This window comes from Pseudomonas fluorescens (genome assembly GCF_002837185.1).
Taxonomy (GTDB): domain Bacteria; phylum Pseudomonadota; class Gammaproteobacteria; order Pseudomonadales; family Pseudomonadaceae; genus Aquipseudomonas; species Aquipseudomonas fluorescens_AM.
Genome location: NZ_KZ478014.1, coordinates 42,095 through 62,329, shown reverse-complemented (window position 1 = coordinate 62,329; position 20,235 = coordinate 42,095). Strand labels below are relative to the sequence as shown.

Sequence of the window (20,235 nt, the reverse complement as noted above, 5' to 3'; positions counted from 1 at the left end):
GCGAGGTGCCGAGTGGTGGGGCAAGAGCCTTTTTGGTTACTTTTGGGGCTCTTTTCCAAAAGTGACCCGCTGTAAAAGCGGAACCGCCAGCCGCCGTTACCGCAGAAACGGATATGTACTCGGTCTGATCCAGCATCCTGGTCGGCCCGGAGGCCGCCATCGGGGGCAAGCCCCCTCCCACATTTGATCGGTGTATATCAGATACACCACGCCCCGGTTCCTGAAGCCTGGCCTCAACGCATATGCAAAATGATCGGGCTGCTGCTCGCAGGGTCGGTATGCCCGCGCAACTTGCCCACCGCCTGTGCGTCGACCGCATCACCGTGGTTGCCCCACGTGCTGCGCACATACGTCAGCACCTGAGCGATCTCCTGATCGGACAATTGCTCACGGAACGCCGGCATGCGGTAGGCGTCCGGCAGCCCGGCGGCGACCACCCGTTGCGAGCCGTTAAGGGTGATGTTGACGGCCGAGGCGCTTTCCCTGGCCAACGCCGAGGTAGCGCCGGCCAGCGGCGGCATCCACTCCGGTTGGCCCTTGCCGTCCAGGCCATGGCAGGAGGCGCAGCGGGTCGCGTAGGTGTGGGCGCCGGGAATGTCCTGGCGCGTATCGGCCACCTGATACTGCCAGGGCGCGCCATCACGCTGCGGGTCGCCGGGCAGGGACTTGAGGTAGCGGGCGATGGCGGCCAGGTCGTCATCGGCCATGAACTGCGTGGAGTTGTTGAACGCTTCGGTCATCGATCCGTAAACCACCGCATGCTGGTTGCGCCCGGTCTTGAGGAACTGCACGATCTGCGCCTCGCTCCAGCGCCCCAACCCGGTATTGGGGTCCTGGCGCAGGCTTGGCGCGTACCAGCCGTCGAGCAGGGCACCGGCAAGGAAGGGCGCGCCGGATTGGTCCAGGGCCTTCTCGTTGAACGCCAGGCCGCGCGGCGTGTGACAACTGCCGCAGTGGCCAGGGCCCTGGACGATATAGGCGCCACGGTTCCACAGCGCGTCCTGGCCGGGGTTGACCGCATAGGGTGCAGTCGGTGCAAAGACGCCATTCCACAGGGCGATGGGCCAGCGCATATTCAGCGGCCAGGGAATATCACTGGGGATATTCGCCTGGTTGGCCGGTTGCACGCCTCTCATGAAAAACGCATACAGCGCTTTTACGTCGTCGTCGCTGAGCTTCACGTAGGACGGGTAGGGCATGGCCGGGTACAGGCGTCGCCCGCCCGGCGCCACGCCGTGGCGTACGGCGCGGTCGAAGTCGGCGAGGCTGTAGCGGCCGATGCCATGATCGCGGTCGGGGGTGATGTTGGTGGCATGGATGGCCCCCAGCGGCGTGGCCATCTCCAGGCCTCCGGCAAACGGCGCTTTGCCCGCCAGGCTGTGGCAGGCCACGCAGTCGCTCAGGCGGGCGACATACTCGCCGCGACTGACCAGTGCCGGGTCGAAACGTGTGGCGTGTTCCTGTTCAAACGGCGAGGCGGGCTCGCGGGTGACGTACCAGGCCAGCAGGCCTGCGACGACCAGGCAGGGCAGCGCCAGCCAGCCTGCGGTTCTTGCGAATCGGCGGTTGTTCATGGACGTTCCCTGTGGGTTAACTGAAGGTGTAGCGGCTCAACGGCAAGCTGCGGATGCGCTGGCCCGTCAACCGGGCTACCGCATTGGCGACCGCCGGTGCCACGGCCGGTAACGGCGGTTCGCCGATGCCCCCCATTTTTTCGCCGCTCTCGACGATCTTCACGTGCACCCGCGCCATTCGCGACGGCGGCAGGATCGGATAAAGGTCGTAGTTGCGCGCACGTGGCATGCCGTTCACGTACACCGCTTCCTCCAGCAAGGTTTGCGACAGGCCCAGGGCCACGGCGCCGTTGACCTGGGCTTCAATGATCGCCGGGTTGACGATGCTGCCGGGGTCGATGGCCTGCCAGATGTCATGCACCTTGACCTGGCCGTTCTCGATCGACACTTCAGCGACCACGGCCGCGTGGGAGCCAAAGGGCGATGCCATGGCCACGCCACGGGCACGGCGGCTGCCGTCTTCGGCGGTGAACGGCCCGCGCTTCCAGCCGCCGGACAACTCGCCCACCGCGCGCAGCAGCGTGGTCAGCCGCGCATTGTCGCGCAGCAGGTGCAGGCGCAGTTCGTACGGGTCATGGCCGCCTTTGTCCGCCAGTTCGTCGAGGAACGCTTCGTAGAAGAAGTCGTTCAACGAATTGCCCACCGAACGCCAATAGCCGAGCATGGCCGGACCCTTGACGTAGATCTGCGCGATGCGCTTGTTGGGGATCGCATAGCTCTTGCCCGACAGGCCTTCGAGGGCCGTGGGGTCGAGCTTGTCGCCCTGTTTGCCGGCAATCGCTTCGGTGGGGCCTTCGGTGGCGCTGACCGCTTCGATGGCCAGCGGCAGGCCCTGGTCATCCAGCGCGGCGCGGAACTTGACCACCGCGACCGGGCGCAGTACATCGCGCACGAACTCTTCTTCACGGCTCCAGATCAGCTTGATCGGACGGCCAACGGCCTTGGTCAAGGCGATAGCCTGCGGATACGGATTGGCCGAGTCGTAGAGGAAATGCCGACCGAAAAAACCGCCCAGCAGCGGCGAGTGCAGGGTGATTTGTTCGAGGGACAGGCCGGTGCGCTTGGCGATGTCGGCGCGGAACATATCCGGGGCCTGGTTGGGCAGCCACACTTCCAGCGTGCCGTCGGGGTTATAGCGCGCCAGCGCCGAGGGCGGCTCCAGTTGGGCGTGATTGAGGTATTGGTTGTGATAGGTGGCGTCGACGCGGGTCTTGGCGCTTGCCAGTGTGGCGGCTACGTCACCTTGGTTTTCGTCGTCACGGGTCGGGCCCTGTTGGGCGGCGAGAAAGTCGCGGTACGTGTCGCTGGAAAAGTCCGCCGGCATGGCGCGTACGCTGGAGTCGGCGGCGGCTTCGAGCCAGTCTACCTGGATCGCTTCAACGGCCCGCTTGGCGTGCCACCAGCGTTCGGCAACCACTGCCACGGCGCCGGGCAAGGTGTGCACCGAATGCACGCCCTTCATGGCCTCGACCTGGGCCTGGTTGCGCAGGCTGCCCACGGTCATGCCCAGGCGCGGCGCGTGCTGGACGGCGGCGTGGAGCATGCCGTCGACCTTCAGGTCGATGCTGTATTGCGCCTTGCCGGTGGATTTGTCATAGGCATCCAGGCGTTTGACCGGCTTGCCGATCCAGCGGAACTGGCTCGGGTCGCGCAGGGTGATGCCGGCAGGGTCCGGCACCGGCATGTCCAGGGCGCGCCCGGCCAACTCGCCGTAACCCAGCGAGCGGCCCGACGCGGCGTGCACTACGCGGCCGGGCTGGGTGGTCAGTTGGGCGACCGGCACACCGAGCTGCTCGGCGGCGGCCTGCAGCAACATGGCACGGGCGAGGGCGCCGAGGCGGCGCATGGTCGGGTAGCTCATGCGCACCGACATGCTGCCGCCGGTGATGCGCATGCCATTTTCCATCACCACATAAGCCTCGCCGGGTGGGGCGGCTTCAACGGTGAACGTCGCCGGGTCGGCATCCAACTCCTCGCCGATAATCTGCGCCATGGCGGTGTGCGTGCCTTGGCCGCCTTCCATGAAGGGGCTGAGCAGGCGCACGCTGCCGTCCGGGCGGATCTCCAGGAATGCCGGCACCTGGGTGCCGCGTTCGGCGCCAGCGCCGGTGGCGGCCTGCACCCGGGAGGCGCCCAGGGGCAGGCCGAAGCCGATCACCAGCGCACCGACGGCGGTGCTCGCCAGGAAGCGTCGACGCGACAGGTTGATCGGCGCGTCCAGGGTTACGTCAGGCAGGACAGTGTTCATCAAGCGGTCTCCTTCCCGGCGGCCAAGTCATCCATGGCGGCATGGATGGCGTTGTAGGTGCCGCAGCGGCACAGGTTGACCATGGCCGCGTCGATCTGCGCCTTCGAGGGCGCCGGGGTGTGCTTGAGCAGCGCGGTGGCCGCCATCACTTGCCCGGACTGGCAATAACCACATTGCGCCACCTGGCGATCGACCCAGGCCGCGACCACGCGCTTGCCCACTTCATCGGCCTCGATGGCTTCGATGGTGGTGATCTCGCGACCGACCAGCGCCGCCACCGGCGTGACGCACGAGCGCACCACATTGCCGTCCACCAGTACCGAGCACGCGCCGCACTGGGCCAGACCGCAGCCGTACTTGGTGCCGGTCAGGCCCAGGTCGTCGCGGATCACCCACAGCAACGGCGTGTCGGCGTCGGCATCGACCTGATAGGCCTGTTGGTTAATACGTAATTCCATGGCGGCTCACCTGCTGATCATCGGTTGGTGGTGCAAGAGTTCTTATAGGCGTGGTGCGACCGCAGGTCGCCCATCGTCGAACTCTAGACCACGGCGTAAACGCTATCTATGCAATAACCTGCAAGTTCAGAGGATCAGGCAAGTATTCAACAGTATTGGGTCAATCAGCCGGCAAGTTCCCTCCCACGGCATGGCGAATACCTTCGAGCAGCATCGTGAACGCCGGGTTGTCGTTGTGCTCGCGCCAGATCAGGTGCAGTTCGCTCTGTGCGCCTTCGCCCAGGTCGATATCGCGGAACACCACGTTCTTGAACACCACACTGCTGGCGCAGCGCGGCACCAGGGCCAGGCCCATGCCGGCGTTGACCAGCGCGAGGATGGTCAGCGACGAGCCCAGCCACTGCACATACTGCGGCGCCACACGAGCCGAGCGCAGCAGGCCGGTGAGCAATTCATTGAACGGCGGGTAGGCGGAATGGGCATACATCAGGAACGGTTGCGCATCCAGGTCGTGCACGCTGACCGTCTCTGCCTGGGCCAGCCGATGACTGCTCGGCACCGCCAGCACAAACGGCTCGCGCACCAGGCATTCGGTGGCGTAGCCGGGCTCCAGCAGCGGCGCGCGGACAATGCCCAGGTCGATGCGCCGGGCGCGCAAGGCTTCGTATTGCTGATAGGTGTTCATCTCGGACAGGTCGATCTTGACGTGGGGCTGCTTGAGCCGCGCCTCGGCGATCACCTTGGGCAAAAACTCGTACACCGCACTGCCGACGAAGCTGATGTTGACCGTACCGATATCGCCCTCGGCAAAGCGCCGCGCGGTGACCGCCGCTTGCTGGGCGCGCTCCAGCAGGTACTGCGCCTCGAGGAAAAAGGCCCGGCCGGCGGCAGTCAGCGCGACGCTGCGGGTGGTGCGGGTAAACAGTTCCACGCCCAGATGATGCTCGAGCAACTGAATCTGCCGGCTCAGCGGCGGCTGGGTCATGTTCAGGCGTTCGGCGGCTCGACGAAAGTTCAGCTCGGTGGCCACGGTGGTGAAGCAGCGAAGTTGCGTCAGTTCGAACATTGATCTAATTCCGGTATCAATCCAATGCCAGGTTAGATTAGACGGGAACAATTGCCGGCGTCCATCATCGGGCCTTCCCAAAAAAAACAATCAGTGGGAGTTGCCCGTGGATACCTTTCAGAATGCGCCTGACCCACGCGTGCTTGCCAGCGCCGCCGCCAAGGTCAAGCGCCATGTACTGCCGTTGTTCGTGGTGATGTTCATCGTCAACTACATCGACCGGGTCAATATCGGCTTCGTGCGCAGCCATCTGGAAACCGACCTGGGCATTGGCGCGGCGGCCTATGGCCTGGGCGCCGGGCTGTTCTTCATCGGCTATGCGATCTTCGAAGTACCGTCCAACCTGCTGCTGCAACGCTACGGCGCGCGGGCCTGGTTGACGCGCATCATGTTCACCTGGGGCGCGGCCGCGATGGGCATGGCGTTCGTGCAGGGGGAAACCAGCTTCTACGTGTTGCGCTTTATTCTCGGCGCGGCCGAAGCCGGGTTCTTTCCCGGCATCATCTATTACTTCACCCAGTGGCTGCCGGCCAGCGAGCGCGGCAAGGCCATGGCGATTTTCCTCAGTGGGTCGGCGATTGCCTCGGTGATCTCCGGGCCGGTGTCGGGCGCGTTGCTCACTGTCAGCGGGTTGAGCCTGCATGGCTGGCAATGGATGTTTCTGATCGAAGGCTTCGCCTCTATCGTGCTGTGCGGCTTCGTGTGGTTCTGGTTGCAGTCCCATCCGCACCAGGCCACGTGGCTCAGCGCTGCGCAAAAACAGGCGCTGGTCAGTGCCATTGCGCTCGAGCAACAGGCGCGCGAGGCGGGCCGGGGCGTGCGGCCGTCGATGTTCAAACTGCTCGCCGATACGCAGATCGCACTGTTCTGCTTTATCTACTTTTCCATCGCCCTGACCATTTACGGCGCCACGTTCTGGCTGCCGAGCATGATCAAGAAAATGGGTGATCTGGGTGACTTCCAGGTGGGCTTGTTCAATTCCATTCCCTGGCTGATTTCCATCGTCGCCATGTACGGCTTCGCCGCGCTGGCCAGCAAGTGGAAGCACCAGCAGGCGTGGGTGTCACTGATGCTGGTGATCGCCGCGTTCGGCATGTTCATGTCCACCACCGGCGGGCCGGTGTTTGCGTTCGTCGCCATCTGTTTCGCCGCTATCGGCTTCAAGGCCGCTTCGGCGCTGTTCTGGCCGATTCCCCAGGAGTACCTGGATGCGCGGGTCGCGGCGGCGGTGATTGCCTTGATCAATTCGGTCGGCAACCTGGGCGGTTTCGTGGCGCCCACCACCTTCGGTTTGCTGGAGCAGACCACGGGGTCTATCGAAGGCGGGCTCTACGGGCTGGCGGCCACTTCACTGGTGGCGGCGGTGCTGGTGTTTTTTGCCCGCACCGCGCCGCGCAGCGGTACGCCGCCCACTTCATCCACGGCACATCACACAGTGCGTCCAGGTCCACAGGGAGCCGTCTCTTGAAAATTGTCCGCGTCACCGTCACCCCGATTGCCTTTCGCGACCCGCCGCTGCTTAACGCCAGTGGCATCCACGAACCTTTCGCACTGCGCTCGATCATCGAGATTGAAAGCGACACCGGTTACATCGGCCTCGGCGAAAGCTATGGCGATGCGCCGGCGCTGGCGATCCAGCAACAGGTCCAGCCACAGCTGATCGGGCTGGACCCGTTCAACCTCAACGGCCTGCGCGCTGTCGTCCAGGCCACAGTGGCGGCGTATAAACCGCAGAGCATTGCCGGTGCGGAGCTGGCGCCGGGCTCCCATGCCAGCAAAGCCGCCAGCAATGCCTATTCGGCGTTCGAAGTGGCGTTTCTCGACCTGCAGGCGCACGCGTTGAATGTGCCGCTGGTGGACCTGCTCGGCGGTGCGATTCGCGACCGGATCCCGTTCAGCGCCTACCTGTTTTTCAAATACGCCGAACATATCGATTCGCCCTACCAGCCCGACAGTTGGGGCGAGGCCCTGACTGAAGCGCAGATCGTCGCCCAGGCACGGCGCATGCTCGAGACCTATGGCTTCAAAAGCATCAAACTCAAGGCCGGTGCGCTGGCGCCGGAGCACGAGGTGCGCTGCATCAAGGCGCTGAAAAAGGCGTTTCCGGGTGTGCCGCTGCGCATCGACCCGAATGGCAACTGGTCGTTGCACACCTCGATTCGCATGGCCGAACTGCTGGGCGACGACCTGCAATATTACGAAGATCCGACGCCCGGCCTGGACGGCATGGCCGAGCTGCACGCACGCACCGGCTTGCCCCTGGCGACCAATATGGTGGTGACCGACTTTGACGAATTTCGCCGCAGTGTCGCGTTGAACAGCGTGCAGATCGTGCTCGCCGACCACCATTACTGGGGCGGCCTGCGTGACACCCAAGTGCTGGCGAAAATGTGCCACACCTTTGGCCTGGGCGTGTCGATGCACTCCAACTCACACCTGGGCATCAGCCTGATGGCCATGGCCCATGTAGCGGCCGCGGTGCCCAACCTCGACTATGCCTGCGACACGCACTACCCCTGGCAGGAGCCGGACGAGGAGGTGATCAAGGGCGGCAAGCTGCCCATCGTCGACGGCTGCGTGAGCATCACCCGTGCGCCGGGGCTGGGCCTGGAACTTGACCACGATCAGTTGGGCAAGCTGCATGACCAATACCTCAGTTGCGGTATCCGTCAGCGTGATGACGTGAAACAGATGCAGCGCTATCAACCGGACTGGAAAACGCTCAAGCCGCGTTTCTGAAGCAGGTCGCTTGCTTTGCCCGGTGACGCATCCGCGTGTGTCGCCGGGCTTTTTTTTGCCTCAGCCGACGAATCGAAACCCGCCGGCCAACTGCGCCTTTAAAAAGACCACCAGCGCACTCACCGACTTCGGCACATGGGGCGAGTACGGCCGGATCAGGTAGATTTCATCGGCAAACGCCCCCTTGAGTGTCCAACCCTTCAAGACCTGCACCAGCTTGCCCTCGGCCAGCGCCGCATGGGCACTGAAGTCCGGCAGCAGGGCGATGCCCAGGTGGTTGAGTGCTGCGTCTCTCAAGGCTTCGCTGTTGTTGGTGGCGAAGCTGCCGGCGATAGGGATGGTCAGGCGTTCGATGTGTTCGCTGCCGCGTTCGAAGGTCCAGGCCGGCTGGTCGGTGCCGCGCGGGTAGAACAGACAGTTGTGCGCCGACAGCTCGCTAGGCGCGCCGGGTTCGCCATGGCGCTGCAGATACTCGCGGGTGGCCACCAGCACCGAGGCGGTGTCGCAGAGCTTCCAGGCCACATGGGTCTCGGGTATCTGGAAGCCATGGCGCACGGCCAGGTCGTAGCCTTCGGCGGCCAGTGAACTCAAGGCGTCGGACACGTCCAGCTGAATGCGCACCTGCGGGTATTGCTGCAGGAATTGCGGCAGGTGCGGCACCAGCTGTTGGCGGGCGAACGCTACAGGGGCGGTGAGCCGAACCAGGCCGCGAACTTCCCCGGCCTGGTCGCGCACCGAAGAAAAGCTGCGGGCGATGTGTTCATAGGCGCTGCGCACCTCGCGGGTCAATGACAAGCCGGCGTCGGTCAGTCGAACGCTGCGCGTGGTGCGCGTGACCAGCCGGGTGCCGGTGGCCTTTTCCAGGTCGGAAATACGCTGGCTCACCGCCGACTTGCTCACGCCAAGGCGCGCTGCGGCGGCGGTGTAGGTGCCTTGTTCTTCCAGCACCGACAGCCAGTGGATATGGGTCCACAGCCCTTCGATCTCAGCTTTTTCCATGGGAGGATTGTTCGCAAGATTGCACAATAAGTTCTGGATTCTGCTCTGGTTAGGAACAAAGCGAAAGCCTAAGGTGGGTGCCAACGCCAACTACCTGGAGCGCCTGCCATGTCCACTACCATCGAGCACTACATCAACGACCAGCGCGTGAGCCGCGATGATCGCTATCAGGACGTCTACAACCCGGCCACCGGCGAAGTCACCGCGCGCGTGGCCCTGGCCAGCCGCCAGACCGTGGCCGAAGCCGTCGCCGCCGCCCAGGCTGCCTTCGCCGGCTGGGCCGACACCCCGCCGATCCGCCGTGCCCGTGTGCTGTTCCAATACCTGCACCTGCTGCGTGAACGCAAGGACGACCTGGCGCGCATCATCGTCGCCGAACACGGCAAGGTCTTTACCGATGCCCAGGGTGAAGTCGACCGTGGCATCGACATTCTCGAATTTGCCTGCGGCATTCCCAACCTGCTCAAGGGCGAACATTCCGACCAAGTCTCCCGTGGCATGGACAACTGGACGATGCGCCAGCCGCTGGGGGTGGTGGCCGGCGTGACCCCGTTCAACTTCCCGGTGATGGTACCGATGTGGATGTACCCGATTGCCATTGCGGCGGGCAATACCTTCATCCTCAAGCCCAGCCCCACCGACCCGAGCGCCTCGTTGTTCATGGCCGAACTGCTGCGTGAAGCGGGCTTGCCCAAAGGCGTGTTCAACGTGGTGCAGGGCGACAAGGAATCGGTGGACGCACTGATCGAACACCCGGACGTCAAGGCCGTGAGCTTCGTCGGGTCCACGCCGATTGCCCAGTACATCTACGAGAGCGGCGCGCGCAACGGCAAGCGCGTGCAAGGCCTGGGCGGCGCGAAAAACCATATGGTGGTGATGCCCGACGCGGATATCGAGCGCACCGTCGATGCCCTCATGGGCGCCGCCTACGGCAGTGCCGGCGAGCGCTGCATGGCGATCTCGGTGGCAGTGCTGGTGGGGGATGTGGGCGACAAAGTCATTGCGGCCTTGACCGAACGCGCCAAAACACTGCGCATCACCGATGGCCGCGATTTGAAAGCCGAGATGGGGCCGATTGTGTCGAAGGTGGCGCTGGAACGTATCAGTGGCTATATCGAACAGGGCGTACAAGCCGGCGCGCAATTGCTGCTCGATGGCCGTGACTACGTGCCCACCGAGCCCGGCCTGGAAAATGGCTTCTGGCTCGGTGCCACGCTGTTCGACCACGTGACCCGGGACATGAGCATCTACCGCGAAGAGATCTTCGGCCCGGTACTGGCCTGTGTGCGCGTCAACGATTTCGCCGAAGCCGTGAAGCTGGTCAACGACCACGAGTTCGGCAACGGCGTCAGCTGCTTCACCCGTGACGGCCACATCGCCCGCGAATTTGCGCGGCGCATCGAAGTGGGCATGGTCGGCATCAACGTGCCGATCCCGGTGCCGATGGCCTGGCATGGTTTTGGTGGCTGGAAGAAGAGCCTGTTCGGCGACATGCATGCGTATGGCACTGAGGGTGTGCGCTTTTACACCAAACAGAAGTCGATCATGCAGCGCTGGTCGGAGAGCATTGAGCAGGGCGCGGAGTTTGCGATGCCGGTGTCCAGGTAAAGTCTTACAGACCCCGCAAGTCCAAGTGTGGGAGGGGGCTTGCCCCCGATAGCAGAGTGTCAGGCACTGTATACGTGGCTGATACAACGCAATCGGGGGCAAGCCCCCTCCCACTTTTTTTGCGTGTTGGCGCTGAATTGACGTGCGAAACATAAAAGTCCAGTATGGAATTATAAGTACAAAATCGTCACGCTCCGTTTTTCTTCACTCTTGCAAACCAACAACCCGCGAGAACCCGATCATGAAGAAACGCCACCTCATCCCCGCCCTGGCCCTGAGCCTGCTTGCCTCCAGCCACCTGCTGGCCGCCGAGAGAACCCTGCGTATCGGCATCGACGCCGCTTACCCGCCGTTCGCGTCCAAGACTCAGGACGGCAAGATCGTCGGTTTCGACTACGACATCGGCAACGCCCTCTGTGCGCAAATGAAGGTCAAGTGCGTGTGGGTTGAAGGTGAATTCGACGGTCTGATTCCGTCCCTCAAGGTCAAGAAAATCGACATGGCCCTGTCGTCCATGACCATCACCGAAGACCGCAAGAAGTCGGTGGATTTCACCCACAAGTATTACTTCACCTCCTCACGGCTGGTCATGAAGGACGGCGCGGTGGTGGATGACCAATACGCCAGCCTCAAGGGCAAGAACGTCGGCGTACAGCGCGCCACCACCACCGACCGGTATGCCTCCGAGGTGTTCGAGCGTAGGGGCATCAACGTCAAGCGCTACAGCAATAACGAAGAAATCTACATGGACCTGGCAGCGGGGCGCCTGGATGCGATCTTTGCCGATACCCTTCCCCTGAGCGACTTCCTGTCGATGCCACGCGGCCAGGGCTACGCCTTTGTCGGCCCGGAACTCCAGGATCCGAAATACGTGGGCGAGGGCTCGGGGATTGCCGTGCGCAAGGGCAATACGGCGTTGGTCAGCGCGTTGAATGCTGCCATCGACGGCATACGCGCCAGTGGTGAGTACCAGAAGATTTCCCAGCAGTACTTCAAGGCCGATATCTACGGCGACTGATCCCAACTGTTCGAACCCTTGTAGGCGCGAGCGTGCTCGCGAAGGACTCACAGGCGCCGCGTTAACCAGAACCCATGCGTTATCGGCGAGGTTCTTCGCAAGCACCCTCGCGCCTACAGGTGGTCAAGCCTTTAACTCTTTCAAATGCTTGTAGACCGTGGCCCGCCCCATGCCCAGCACATTGGCCACGTAGTTGGAGGCGCTCTTGCCCTTGAACGCACCTTCGGCATGCAGCGCGAGCACCAGTTCGCGCTTGTGGTCGCGGGTCAGCAGGTTGAGGCTCAACTGGCGTTCGCGCAGCCAGGCGTGAAGGAACGTGTTGATGCGTTCCTGCCAATCATCGCGAAACAGCGCGTCCGGCTGGGCGATCAGCTTGCTCGGTGACAGGAACATATCGAGCGCCGCCTTGGCGGTCTCAAACATTGAGATATTCAGGTTGATACACAGCATGGCCAGCCGACGACCTTTATGATCGTGCAGCACTGTGCTCAGGCTACGAATTTTCTGACCGTCCCAGTTGAGCTTTTCGTAAGGGCCGATATTCACTTCGCTGACGTCACCGGCCAGCATGTCATCCAGCGACGAGTCATCCCCCAAGCTGCGTTTAGACAGATTGTTGGCGATATAGTCGACGGTTTGCGTACGCAAATCATGCAGCACCACTTCCGCATGCGGGAAGAACAGGGTGGCGATCGCATCGGCGATCCCACGAAAGTTCTGCATGACAGTGTCTTGTTCGGCGATGGTCATCAATGGGGCTCCAGGCGGACGGGGGAGAGCATACCAGCGTCCAGCCCGAACCGCGTGAGTGCCTCGGGCAGTGTCGCGCCTCGCACCAGTGCGGCGCTCGCCTGGCCCATGGCTGGTGACGTCTGGATACCATAACCACCCTGTGCCGCCACCCAGAACAACCCCGGCACCCGCAGATCAAAACCGGACAGCAAATCACCGTCGTGCACAAAACTGCGCAGCCCGGCCCAGGTGCGTATCGGGCGGCGGATGGTCAGGGTGGTCGCCTCTTCAATCTGGTAGATGCCCATGGCGATATCCAGCTCTTCGGGCTGTACGTCCTGGGGCTCCACCGGGTCGGCGTTGGCTGGCGAGCCGAGGAACACGCCGGCATCCGGCTTCATGTAGAAGGCTTCGTCGAGAGCTACCAGCATTGGCCAGTCATGGCTGTTCACACCGTCGGGACCTGCGAAGATAAATGCCGATCGGCGCTTGGGCTGCAGGCCGATGGACGCCGCACCCGCCAGGCCGCCGATATGGTCGGCCCAGGCGCCAGCGGCGTTGATGATGATCGGGGCGGTGAAGTTCGCATCCTGGGTATGCACATGCCAGAGGCCGTCGGACTCGCGGCTCAAGCTCAGCACATGGCTGTCGGTGCGCACTTCGCCATTGTTGCGGCGTATGCCGCGCAGGTAGCCCTGGTGCAGGGCATCGGTGTCGATGTCGCACGCCGTGGGGTCATAGATGGCACCGTGGACCTTTTCCCGGCGCAGGATCGGCAAGCGTTTGCAGGCCTCGTCGGCGCTCAAGCGCTCCACCTCTGCCACGGTGGCTTTGGCGCTCCGGTATTGGCTATCGAGCTCGGCCGGATCGCCGGTGAAATCGACGGTCATTTCGCCCCGGGGTGTGAGCAGTGGGTGTTCGCAGAAACCTGCTGGCGGCTGGTCGAAAAACGCCCGGCTGGCCAGGGTCAGCGCGCGTACTTGAGCAGTGCCATACGCCGCGCTGTAGAGCGCCGCCGAGCGCCCGGTGGAGTGATAGGCCGGATGGTTTTCGCGCTCCAGCACCAGCACTTTGCCGTGCTGCGACAACCAGAACCCGGTGGACGCCCCCGCGATGCCACCGCCGATGATGATGAAGTCTGCGGTGCGGGCCGGGGTCTGGTCGATCATGACGGTATTGGACATGGAAACCTCGAACTGAACGTGTTTGTCTATTATGGACATTTAATTCCGGTTCGCAATAATCCAAGAGAAAATGCGGCCAATGTGGGAGGGGGCTTGCCCCCGATAGCGGTGGGTCAGCTATACCTCTGTGACTGATCCGCCGCCATCGGGAGCAAGCCCCCTCCCACAGTGTTGACCGCGTTCAGGCAGGGGCTTTGGTGTCGGTCAGGCACTCGATGGACCGATCAACCGTGGTCTTGGCAATTTCCAGCAAGTGCCACACCGCCAGGATTTTCGCCCGTGCGGGGCTTTGCAGCAGCTCGCCGCAATCGAGTGCGGTGGCGGAGGCGCTGTCGAGCAAGCTGGCGGTGTAGAGCAGGGCGTCTTCGAAGCTCAGGTCTTCGTTGACCGAGTGGAAGCCTTGGGCGGGCAGGTAGTGGTCGATGGCGCGGTTGAAGGCGGCGCGGTCTTTTGCGGGGTCAAACGGGAGATCTGGCTGGAGTTTATTCATGGTGCAGTTCCTTGTGTGATTTGGTACCGACCCCCGTCGCGACTAAACGATGGGTGGCGGCTGTACGCAGGTTAGTCGACCGGCCACAAGGAAAATCCGGCGCACCCGAAGGTGCCCTGCGCACAGCCACCATAAAGCTTGATGGACCATGCGCCTTGTGACATTCCGGGCGACTAAACCCGATCACTGATTTGGCAGTGACGGAGCGCAGACTAGCCACCGATTCCAGCAGGCACAAGGCGGCAGGGATTGTCTAGGAAACGTCCTGCAATTTAAAGGGACATGCCTTGCTGGCCCTTTAAAAACCATGACCAAATGCCACCAATCCCAATGTTGAAAGGCAGACAAATGTGGTAGGGGGCAAGCCCCCTCCCACAGGGTTATTCAGTGTTGGTAGGCGTTGGGTTTACCGCCGTCCCGCCCGCGTGCTCACGTCCACCCACACCGCCAGCACCAGGATGCTGCCCTTGACGATCATCTGCCAGTAACTGTCCACGTCCAGCATCGACATGCCGTTATCCAGGCTGGTAATCACCAGTGCCCCGAGCAACGCGCCATACACCGTGCCCGAGCCGCCGCGCATCGAGGTGCCGCCGATAAAGCACGCGGCAATCGCGTCCAGTTCGCCCATGTTCCCCGCTGACGGTGAACCGGCGGCCAGGCGTGCGGTGTTGACCAGGCCGGCCAGCGCACACATCACGCCCATGATGCCGAAGATCCACAGTTTCACCGCCTGCACGTTGATACCGGATAGCCGCGTGGCCTCCATGTTACTGCCCACCGCATACACGCGGCGGCCGAACACGGTCTGGCTGGTGACGTAGCTGAACACGCCGAGCAGCACCAGCAGCAGCAACACCGGCACCGGGATGCCGTCGTAGCTGTTGAGGGTGGTCACAAACCCGGCCAGCACTGCGCCGATCAGCACCACGCGCAGTGCGTCGCGCATCAGGGCATGCGCGGTCAAACCATGCAGTGCGCGGTTGCGCCGCTGCTTCCAGGTGAGGAACAAGGTCAACGCAAACAGCAGGACACCCAGGCCAATGCCCACCGAATGCGGCAAATAGCCCTGGCCCACGTACACCAGCGACGGCGACACCGGCGCGATGGTGGTGCCGCCGGTAATGCCCAGCAGGATCCCGCGAAACGCCAGCATCCCGCCCAGGCCGACAATGAACGAAGGGATGCGCAGGTACGCCGTCATATAGCCGTTGGCCAGGCCGATCATCAGGCCGCACAACGCGACCAGGCTCAGGTTGGCCAGCAGCGGGATGTGATAAACCACATCCAGGATCGCCGCCAGCCCGCCCAGCAAGCCCAGCAATGAGCCGACCGACAAATCGATTTCGCCGCTGATGATCACCAGAACCATGCCGCACGCCAGTATCCCGGTGATGGACATCTGCCGCAGCAGGTTGGACAGGTTGCGCGGCGTGAGGAAACCGCCGTCGGTCTGCCAGCTGAAAAACAGCCAGATGAACGCGACGGCGATCACCAGCGCGAGCATTTTGTAGCGGGTGAAAAGCTGTTTGACCTGATTCATCTACGCGGTCTTCCGATCGTTATTATTTTGGCTGAGCGCAGCGGCGAGTACCTGTTCCTGGGTGAGCCCCTGGTTGATGAAGTCGCCCCGCAACTGGCCGTCGCCGATCACCAGTACGCGGTTGGACACGCCGAGCACTTCGGCGAGTTCCGACGACACCATGATGATCGACACCCCCTCGGCTGCCAGCGCGCCCATCAGTTTGTAGATCTCGTACTTGGCGCCCACATCCACCCCGCGCGTGGGCTCATCCAGGATCAGCACCTTGGGCTTGGCCATCAGCATTTTCGCCAGCACGGCTTTTTGCTGGTTGCCACCGGACAGGGTGGTAATCGGCAGGAACGGGCTGGCGGTTTTCAGGCGCATGCGGGCGATCTGCTGGTCGATGCTGCCCAGTTCGGCCTCGGCGTCGATGCGGGTCAGGTGGGCATAGCTGTCGAGCACCGCGAGGGTGATGTTCTGGCCCACGCCCAGGTCGGGGATGATGCCCTGGCGCTTGCGGTCCTCGGGCACCATGCACAGCCCGGCGCGGATCGACTTGAGCGGCGTACGCGTGTCGATCACCTGGCCTTCCAGCCACACCTCACCGCTGTAGCGGCCGGGGTAGGCGCCGAACAGTGCCGACACCAGCTCCGTGCGCCCGGCGCCCACCAGCCCGGCAATACCGAGGATTTCGCCACGCCTGAGCACGAAGGAAACATCGTCGACGCGTTTGCGCCTGGGGTTGTCGACGTCGTAGCAGGTGACGTTGCGCGCTTCGAATATCACCTCACCCACCTCATGGGGTTCGGTGGGGTAGAGGTTACTCATCTCGCGGCCGACCATTTGCGTGATGATCTGCGCGATGTCCATGTCGGCCATGGCGGTGGTTGCGATGTGCTTGCCGTCACGAATCACGGCGATGGTGTCGCACACGGCCGCCACTTCATCAAGCTTGTGCGAGATGTACACGCAGGCCACGCCCTTGGCCTTGAGGTCACGGATAATGTCCAGCAGCACTTCGATTTCCGAACGGGTCAGGGCCGAGGAGGGCTCGTCCAGGATCAGCAGGCGTGCCTGTTTGTTGAGAGCCTTGGCGATCTCCACCAGTTGCTGGTAGCCGCCGCCATACTGCGACACCGGCAGCGCCACATTCATGTCCGGCACCTTGAGTTCACGCATCAACGCCTCGGCGCGGCGCAGCATCGCCGGGTAATTCATGCGCCCGCCGGGCAGGGTCAACTCGTGACCCATGAAGATGTTCTCGGCCACCGACAGGTCGGGCACCAGGGTCAGTTCCTGGTGGATGATGACGATGCCGGCGGCTTCGGTTTCGCTGATGGACTGGGCTTTGAGCGGCTGTCCGTCCCAGAGGATTTCTCCCTCCCAGGTGCCATACGGATAGACCGCCGACAGCACCTTCATCAAGGTGGATTTGCCGGCACCGTTTTCGCCGCACAACCCGACGCACTCGCCGGGCCGTACGTTGATGTCGATGCCGTTGAGGGCGTTGACACCGCCGAAGCGTTTGACGATGCCGTTCATTTGCAGCAGGTAGTCGGACATGGGAAAGGCTCACACAAATAGGCTGGCCCCCACCCCTGTAGGAGCGAGCTTGCTCGCGAAAAACCCGAGAGCGCCGCGTTTATCCAGGAAGCGCGCATTATCGTTGACGTTTTTCGCGAGCAAGCTCGCTCCTACAGGGGGCGAGGTTTTATCGAGGCAGTCATCATTGCCCGCCGATCTGCTCTTTGGTGTAGAACCCGTCCTTCTCCAGTACGTCGATATTGGCCTTGGTCAGCGGTGTCGGGGTGAGCAGGATGGTGTCGACCTGCTTGCTGCCGTTGTCGTATTGCGAGCTGTAGGTGGGCTTTTCATTGCGCGCCAACTGCACCGAGAGGTTGGCCGCCTCGGTGGCGATCAACTTGAGCGGTTTGTAGACGGTCATGGTCTGGGTGCCGTCGATCACGCGCTTGATCGCCGCCAGGTCGGCGTCCTGGCCGGAAATCGGCACTTTGCCCGCCAGCTTCTGCGCGGCCAGGGCCTGGATCGCACCGCCGGCGGTGGCATCGTTGGAGGCGACGATGGCGTCGATCTTGTTGTTGTTACGGGTCAGGGCGTTCTCGACGATGCTCAGGGCTTCGGTGGGGTTCCACTCTTTCACCCATTGTTGGCCGACAATCTTGATATCGCCCTTGTCGATGGCCGGTTGCAGCACCTTCATCTGGCCTTCGCGCAGCACCTTGGCGTTGTTGTCGGTCGGCGCGCCACCGAGCAGGAAGTAATTGCCCTTGGGCGCCGCTTGCAGCACGCCGCTGGCCTGCATTTCGCCGACTTTTTCGTTATCGAAGGAGATGTAGGCGTCGATGTCCGCATTGAGGATCAGGCGGTCATAGGACACCACCTTGATCCCGGCCTTCTTGGCTTCGGCCACCGCGTTGGTGAGCACCGTGGCATTGAACGGCACGATCACGATCACATCGACGCCACGGGAGATCAGGTTTTCGATCTGCGAGATTTGCTTCTGCTCGTTGGCATCGGCGGACTGCACGAACACCTTGGCATCGAGTTTCTCCGCCGCGGCGACGAAGTAGTCACGGTCGCGGGACCAGCGCTCCAGGCGCAGGTCGTCGATGGAAAAACCGATTTTCGGGTGAGCCGAATCGGCCATCACCGGCAGGGCGAGCAGGGCCAGGGCAGTGGCGAGCAGCGTACGTTTGAATGACTTCATGGTGGTGCGTCCTTTTATTGTTGTTGGAAAAGACACAGCGTGGTGCGCCTGAAACTGTAGAGCGTCCTTGGGCGCTCTGTGCATAGATTTGTCGCGCAAATGTCACCGCCCCTGTAGGAGCGTCAGGTGTAGATGAACCGGTTCACGATTCCTTCCAGCATCTCCTGCCGCCCACTCACGGCCTGCGGGTCCAGTTCGTTGGCAAACGCATGTTCGGCCAGGGATTGCAGGCTGAACTCGCCCGCCAGTACGGCTTTGCCCAGCGGCTGCTGCCAGCCGGCATAGCGCTGGTCCTTGAACTGTTGCAGGCGGTCGTTCTGCACCATGGCGGCCGCGCGTTCCAGGGCCAGGGCCAATACATCCATCGCTGCGACATGCCCGTGGAACAGGTCGATATCGTCCAGGCTCTGGCGGCGCACCTTGGAATCGAAATTGTAGCCGCCGTTCCTGAAGCCGCCGGCCTTGAGGATTTCATAGGTGGCCAGGGTCATTTCCTCGACGCTGTTGGGGAACTGGTCGGTATCCCAGCCGTTCTGCGGGTCGCCACGGTTGGCGTCGATACTGCCGAAAATCCCCAGGGACACGGCGGTGGCAATCTCATGGTGAAAGCTGTGCCCGGCCAACGTCGCATGGTTGGCCTCGATGTTCACTTTGATCTCGTGCTCCAGGCCGTACTCGTGCAGGAAGCCGAACACCGTGGCGCTGTCGTAATCGTACTGATGCTTGGTTGGCTCCTGGGGCTTGGGCTCGATCAGCAGGTCGCCGGTAAAGCCGATCTTGTGCTTGTGTTCCACCACCATGCGCATGAACCGGCCGAGCTGTTCACGCTCGCGCTTGAGGTCGGTGTTGAGCAGGGTTTCATAGCCTTCACGACCGCCCCACAGCACGTAGTTGGAACCCTTGAGCCGCAGCGTGGCGTTCATCGCGCTGAACACCTGGGCGGCGGCGTAGGCGAACACCTCCGGGTCGGGGTTGCTCGCGGCACCGGCGGCAAAGCGCGGGTTGCTGAAGCAATTGGCGGTGCCCCACAGCAGCTTGATGCCGGTCTGTTCCTGATGACGCTCCAGGTGGTCGACCATCTGCGCAAAGTGGTTGCGGTACTCCTTGAGCGAACTGCCTTCGGGCGCCACATCGGTGTCGTGAAAACTGTAGTAGTCGATGCCCAGCTTGGAGAAAAACTCAAAGGCCGCCTCCGCCTTGCCGATGGCCAGCTCCATGGGGTCACCGCTGCGCTGCCACGGCCGCTTGAAGGTGCCCACCCCAAACATGTCCGCCCCCGGCCACACAAAGGTGTGCCAGTAGCAGGCCGCCATGCGCAGGTGCTCCCGCATGGGCTTGCCGAGGATCAGCTTGTTGGCGTCGTAGTGACGAAAGGCGAGGGGAGCGTCGCTGGCAGGGCCTTCGAAGCGGACCTGCTCGACACCGGGGAAGTACGGCATGGCGTTTTCCTTATTGTTCTTGGCGGTGTCTGGATACTAGCAACGGCACTGGGGCTGCTGATTATGAAAATCACCAAGGGGTGGTGCGATTTTGAGTGAGGGACTCGGGACGGCTCAGGGAGTACAGGATTTAGGGAAACGTCTGACTTTACGGCCGGTAAATGCCTCTTCAAAGTTCGGAGCGCCAGTCACTGCCTTGATGTGATCAAGTGAGGGCGGCGAACTAAACTGAGATAAGGAACATAGAGATGAATACATCACAAGCCTTGTTGTATACCAACGACGTATCGCCTGAGTTTTTGAGTGGGTTGGATAAGTCTTCGCTCACTGAGCAAAAAAATCGGGGCTCAGTAAGCAAGTGTTGGACGTGATTGATAAAAAAATGCCTACCGCAAGGCTCATCCACCTATTGCAATTTATCGAGTGG

At 62.5% G+C, this 20,235-nt stretch carries 16 protein-coding genes; 4 read left to right on the top strand and 12 right to left on the bottom strand.

Features of this window, described 5'->3' with window-relative positions; genetic code table 11:
- Window positions 1–233 precede the first annotated feature (233 nt).
- From CIB54_RS21915 to CIB54_RS21900, 4 genes are all read right to left on the bottom strand, one after another.
- Window positions 234–1,574, bottom strand: a complete 1,341-nt coding sequence (locus CIB54_RS21915) for a c-type cytochrome (RefSeq protein WP_101220941.1) — start codon at window positions 1,572–1,574, stop codon at window positions 234–236.
- A 16-nt stretch (window positions 1,575–1,590) separates the two neighbouring features.
- Window positions 1,591–3,822: a xanthine dehydrogenase family protein molybdopterin-binding subunit gene (locus tag CIB54_RS21910; protein ID WP_101220940.1), complete on the bottom strand. Its 2,232-nt coding sequence runs from the start codon at window positions 3,820–3,822 to the stop codon at window positions 1,591–1,593.
- Window positions 3,822–4,280: a (2Fe-2S)-binding protein gene (locus CIB54_RS21905; RefSeq protein WP_065952783.1), complete on the bottom strand. Its 459-nt coding sequence runs from the start codon at window positions 4,278–4,280 to the stop codon at window positions 3,822–3,824. The genes CIB54_RS21910 and CIB54_RS21905 overlap by 1 nt, the downstream gene beginning before the upstream one ends.
- A 160-nt stretch (window positions 4,281–4,440) precedes the next feature.
- Complete coding sequence (locus tag CIB54_RS21900; RefSeq protein ID WP_101220939.1) at window positions 4,441–5,346, bottom strand: LysR family transcriptional regulator; 906 nt, start codon at window positions 5,344–5,346, stop codon at window positions 4,441–4,443.
- Window positions 5,347–5,452: 106 nt separating this feature from the next.
- Here CIB54_RS21900 and CIB54_RS21895 point away from each other — a divergent pair, with 106 nt between their 5' ends.
- Both CIB54_RS21895 and CIB54_RS21890 read left to right on the top strand, forming a co-directional pair.
- On the top strand, window positions 5,453–6,814 hold the full coding sequence (locus CIB54_RS21895) for an MFS transporter (RefSeq protein ID WP_101220938.1): 1,362 nt from the start codon (window positions 5,453–5,455) through the stop codon (window positions 6,812–6,814).
- Entirely contained in the window at window positions 6,811–8,085 is a 1,275-nt protein-coding gene (locus tag CIB54_RS21890) for a glucarate dehydratase family protein (RefSeq protein WP_101220937.1), read from the top strand. Before CIB54_RS21895 ends, CIB54_RS21890 begins: the two co-directional genes overlap by 4 nt.
- A gap of 60 nt (window positions 8,086–8,145) precedes the next feature.
- Here the strand turns inward: CIB54_RS21890 and CIB54_RS21885 are convergent, their stop codons facing one another.
- Window positions 8,146–9,084, bottom strand: coding sequence for a LysR family transcriptional regulator (locus CIB54_RS21885; RefSeq protein ID WP_101220936.1), 939 nt, complete (start codon window positions 9,082–9,084; stop codon window positions 8,146–8,148).
- A gap of 108 nt (window positions 9,085–9,192) precedes the next feature.
- Between CIB54_RS21885 and CIB54_RS21880 the strand changes: the two genes are divergently transcribed.
- The gene (locus CIB54_RS21880) at window positions 9,193–10,692 is read left to right on the top strand and encodes a CoA-acylating methylmalonate-semialdehyde dehydrogenase (RefSeq protein ID WP_101220935.1); all 1,500 of its coding nucleotides are present in this window, start codon (window positions 9,193–9,195) and stop codon (window positions 10,690–10,692) included.
- A 241-nt stretch (window positions 10,693–10,933) separates the two neighbouring features.
- Entirely contained in the window at window positions 10,934–11,710 is a 777-nt protein-coding gene (locus CIB54_RS21875) for an ABC transporter substrate-binding protein (protein ID WP_101220934.1), read from the top strand.
- A 123-nt stretch (window positions 11,711–11,833) separates the two neighbouring features.
- On the opposite strand, the gene CIB54_RS21870 is transcribed toward CIB54_RS21875, so the two are convergent.
- The 7 genes from CIB54_RS21870 to xylA all read right to left on the bottom strand — a co-directional run bounded on the left by CIB54_RS21870 (window position 11,834) and on the right by xylA (window position 19,808).
- Window positions 11,834–12,460 carry a helix-turn-helix transcriptional regulator gene (locus CIB54_RS21870; RefSeq protein ID WP_065952776.1) on the bottom strand — a complete coding sequence of 209 codons (627 nt, stop codon included), beginning with the start codon at window positions 12,458–12,460 and terminating at the stop codon, window positions 11,834–11,836.
- On the bottom strand, window positions 12,460–13,626 hold the full coding sequence (locus CIB54_RS21865) for an NAD(P)/FAD-dependent oxidoreductase (protein WP_232790591.1): 1,167 nt from the start codon (window positions 13,624–13,626) through the stop codon (window positions 12,460–12,462). The genes CIB54_RS21870 and CIB54_RS21865 overlap by 1 nt, the downstream gene beginning before the upstream one ends.
- Before the next feature lie 181 nt (window positions 13,627–13,807).
- On the bottom strand, window positions 13,808–14,116 hold the full coding sequence (locus tag CIB54_RS21860) for a DUF6124 family protein (protein WP_101220933.1): 309 nt from the start codon (window positions 14,114–14,116) through the stop codon (window positions 13,808–13,810).
- Between the two features lie 406 nt (window positions 14,117–14,522).
- Window positions 14,523–15,659, bottom strand: a complete 1,137-nt coding sequence (locus CIB54_RS21855) for a sugar ABC transporter permease (protein WP_065952774.1) — start codon at window positions 15,657–15,659, stop codon at window positions 14,523–14,525.
- The gene (xylG, locus tag CIB54_RS21850) at window positions 15,660–17,204 is read right to left on the bottom strand and encodes a D-xylose ABC transporter ATP-binding protein (RefSeq protein WP_101220932.1); all 1,545 of its coding nucleotides are present in this window, start codon (window positions 17,202–17,204) and stop codon (window positions 15,660–15,662) included.
- A gap of 163 nt (window positions 17,205–17,367) precedes the next feature.
- Window positions 17,368–18,369 carry a D-xylose ABC transporter substrate-binding protein gene (gene xylF / locus CIB54_RS21845; RefSeq protein ID WP_065952772.1) on the bottom strand — a complete coding sequence of 334 codons (1,002 nt, stop codon included), beginning with the start codon at window positions 18,367–18,369 and terminating at the stop codon, window positions 17,368–17,370.
- 122 nt (window positions 18,370–18,491) lie between these two features.
- Window positions 18,492–19,808 (bottom strand): xylose isomerase, encoded by a 1,317-nt coding sequence (gene xylA / locus CIB54_RS21840; RefSeq protein ID WP_101220931.1) that lies wholly within the window; start codon window positions 19,806–19,808, stop codon window positions 18,492–18,494.
- Window positions 19,809–20,235 lie beyond the last annotated feature (427 nt).

Bases quoted from the DNA above. Each gene is read 5' to 3' on its own strand.
- CIB54_RS21915 (WP_101220941.1), bottom strand. From the start codon at position 1,574: ATGAACAACCGCCGATTCGCAAGAACCGCAGGCTGGCTGGCGCTGCCC.
- CIB54_RS21910 (WP_101220940.1), bottom strand. From the start codon at position 3,822: ATGAACACTGTCCTGCCTGACGTAACCCTGGACGCGCCGATCAACCTG.
- CIB54_RS21905 (WP_065952783.1), bottom strand. From the start codon at position 4,280: ATGGAATTACGTATTAACCAACAGGCCTATCAGGTCGATGCCGACGCC.
- CIB54_RS21900 (WP_101220939.1), bottom strand. From the start codon at position 5,346: ATGTTCGAACTGACGCAACTTCGCTGCTTCACCACCGTGGCCACCGAG.
- CIB54_RS21885 (WP_101220936.1), bottom strand. From the start codon at position 9,084: ATGGAAAAAGCTGAGATCGAAGGGCTGTGGACCCATATCCACTGGCTG.
- CIB54_RS21880 (WP_101220935.1), top strand. From the start codon at position 9,193: ATGTCCACTACCATCGAGCACTACATCAACGACCAGCGCGTGAGCCGC.
- CIB54_RS21875 (WP_101220934.1), top strand. From the start codon at position 10,934: ATGAAGAAACGCCACCTCATCCCCGCCCTGGCCCTGAGCCTGCTTGCC.
- CIB54_RS21870 (WP_065952776.1), bottom strand. From the start codon at position 12,460: ATGACCATCGCCGAACAAGACACTGTCATGCAGAACTTTCGTGGGATC.
- CIB54_RS21865 (WP_232790591.1), bottom strand. From the start codon at position 13,626: ATGTCCAATACCGTCATGATCGACCAGACCCCGGCCCGCACCGCAGAC.
- CIB54_RS21860 (WP_101220933.1), bottom strand. From the start codon at position 14,116: ATGAATAAACTCCAGCCAGATCTCCCGTTTGACCCCGCAAAAGACCGC.
- CIB54_RS21855 (WP_065952774.1), bottom strand. From the start codon at position 15,659: ATGAATCAGGTCAAACAGCTTTTCACCCGCTACAAAATGCTCGCGCTG.
- xylG (WP_101220932.1), bottom strand. From the start codon at position 17,204: ATGTCCGACTACCTGCTGCAAATGAACGGCATCGTCAAACGCTTCGGC.
- xylF (WP_065952772.1), bottom strand. From the start codon at position 18,369: ATGAAGTCATTCAAACGTACGCTGCTCGCCACTGCCCTGGCCCTGCTC.
- xylA (WP_101220931.1), bottom strand. From the start codon at position 19,808: ATGCCGTACTTCCCCGGTGTCGAGCAGGTCCGCTTCGAAGGCCCTGCC.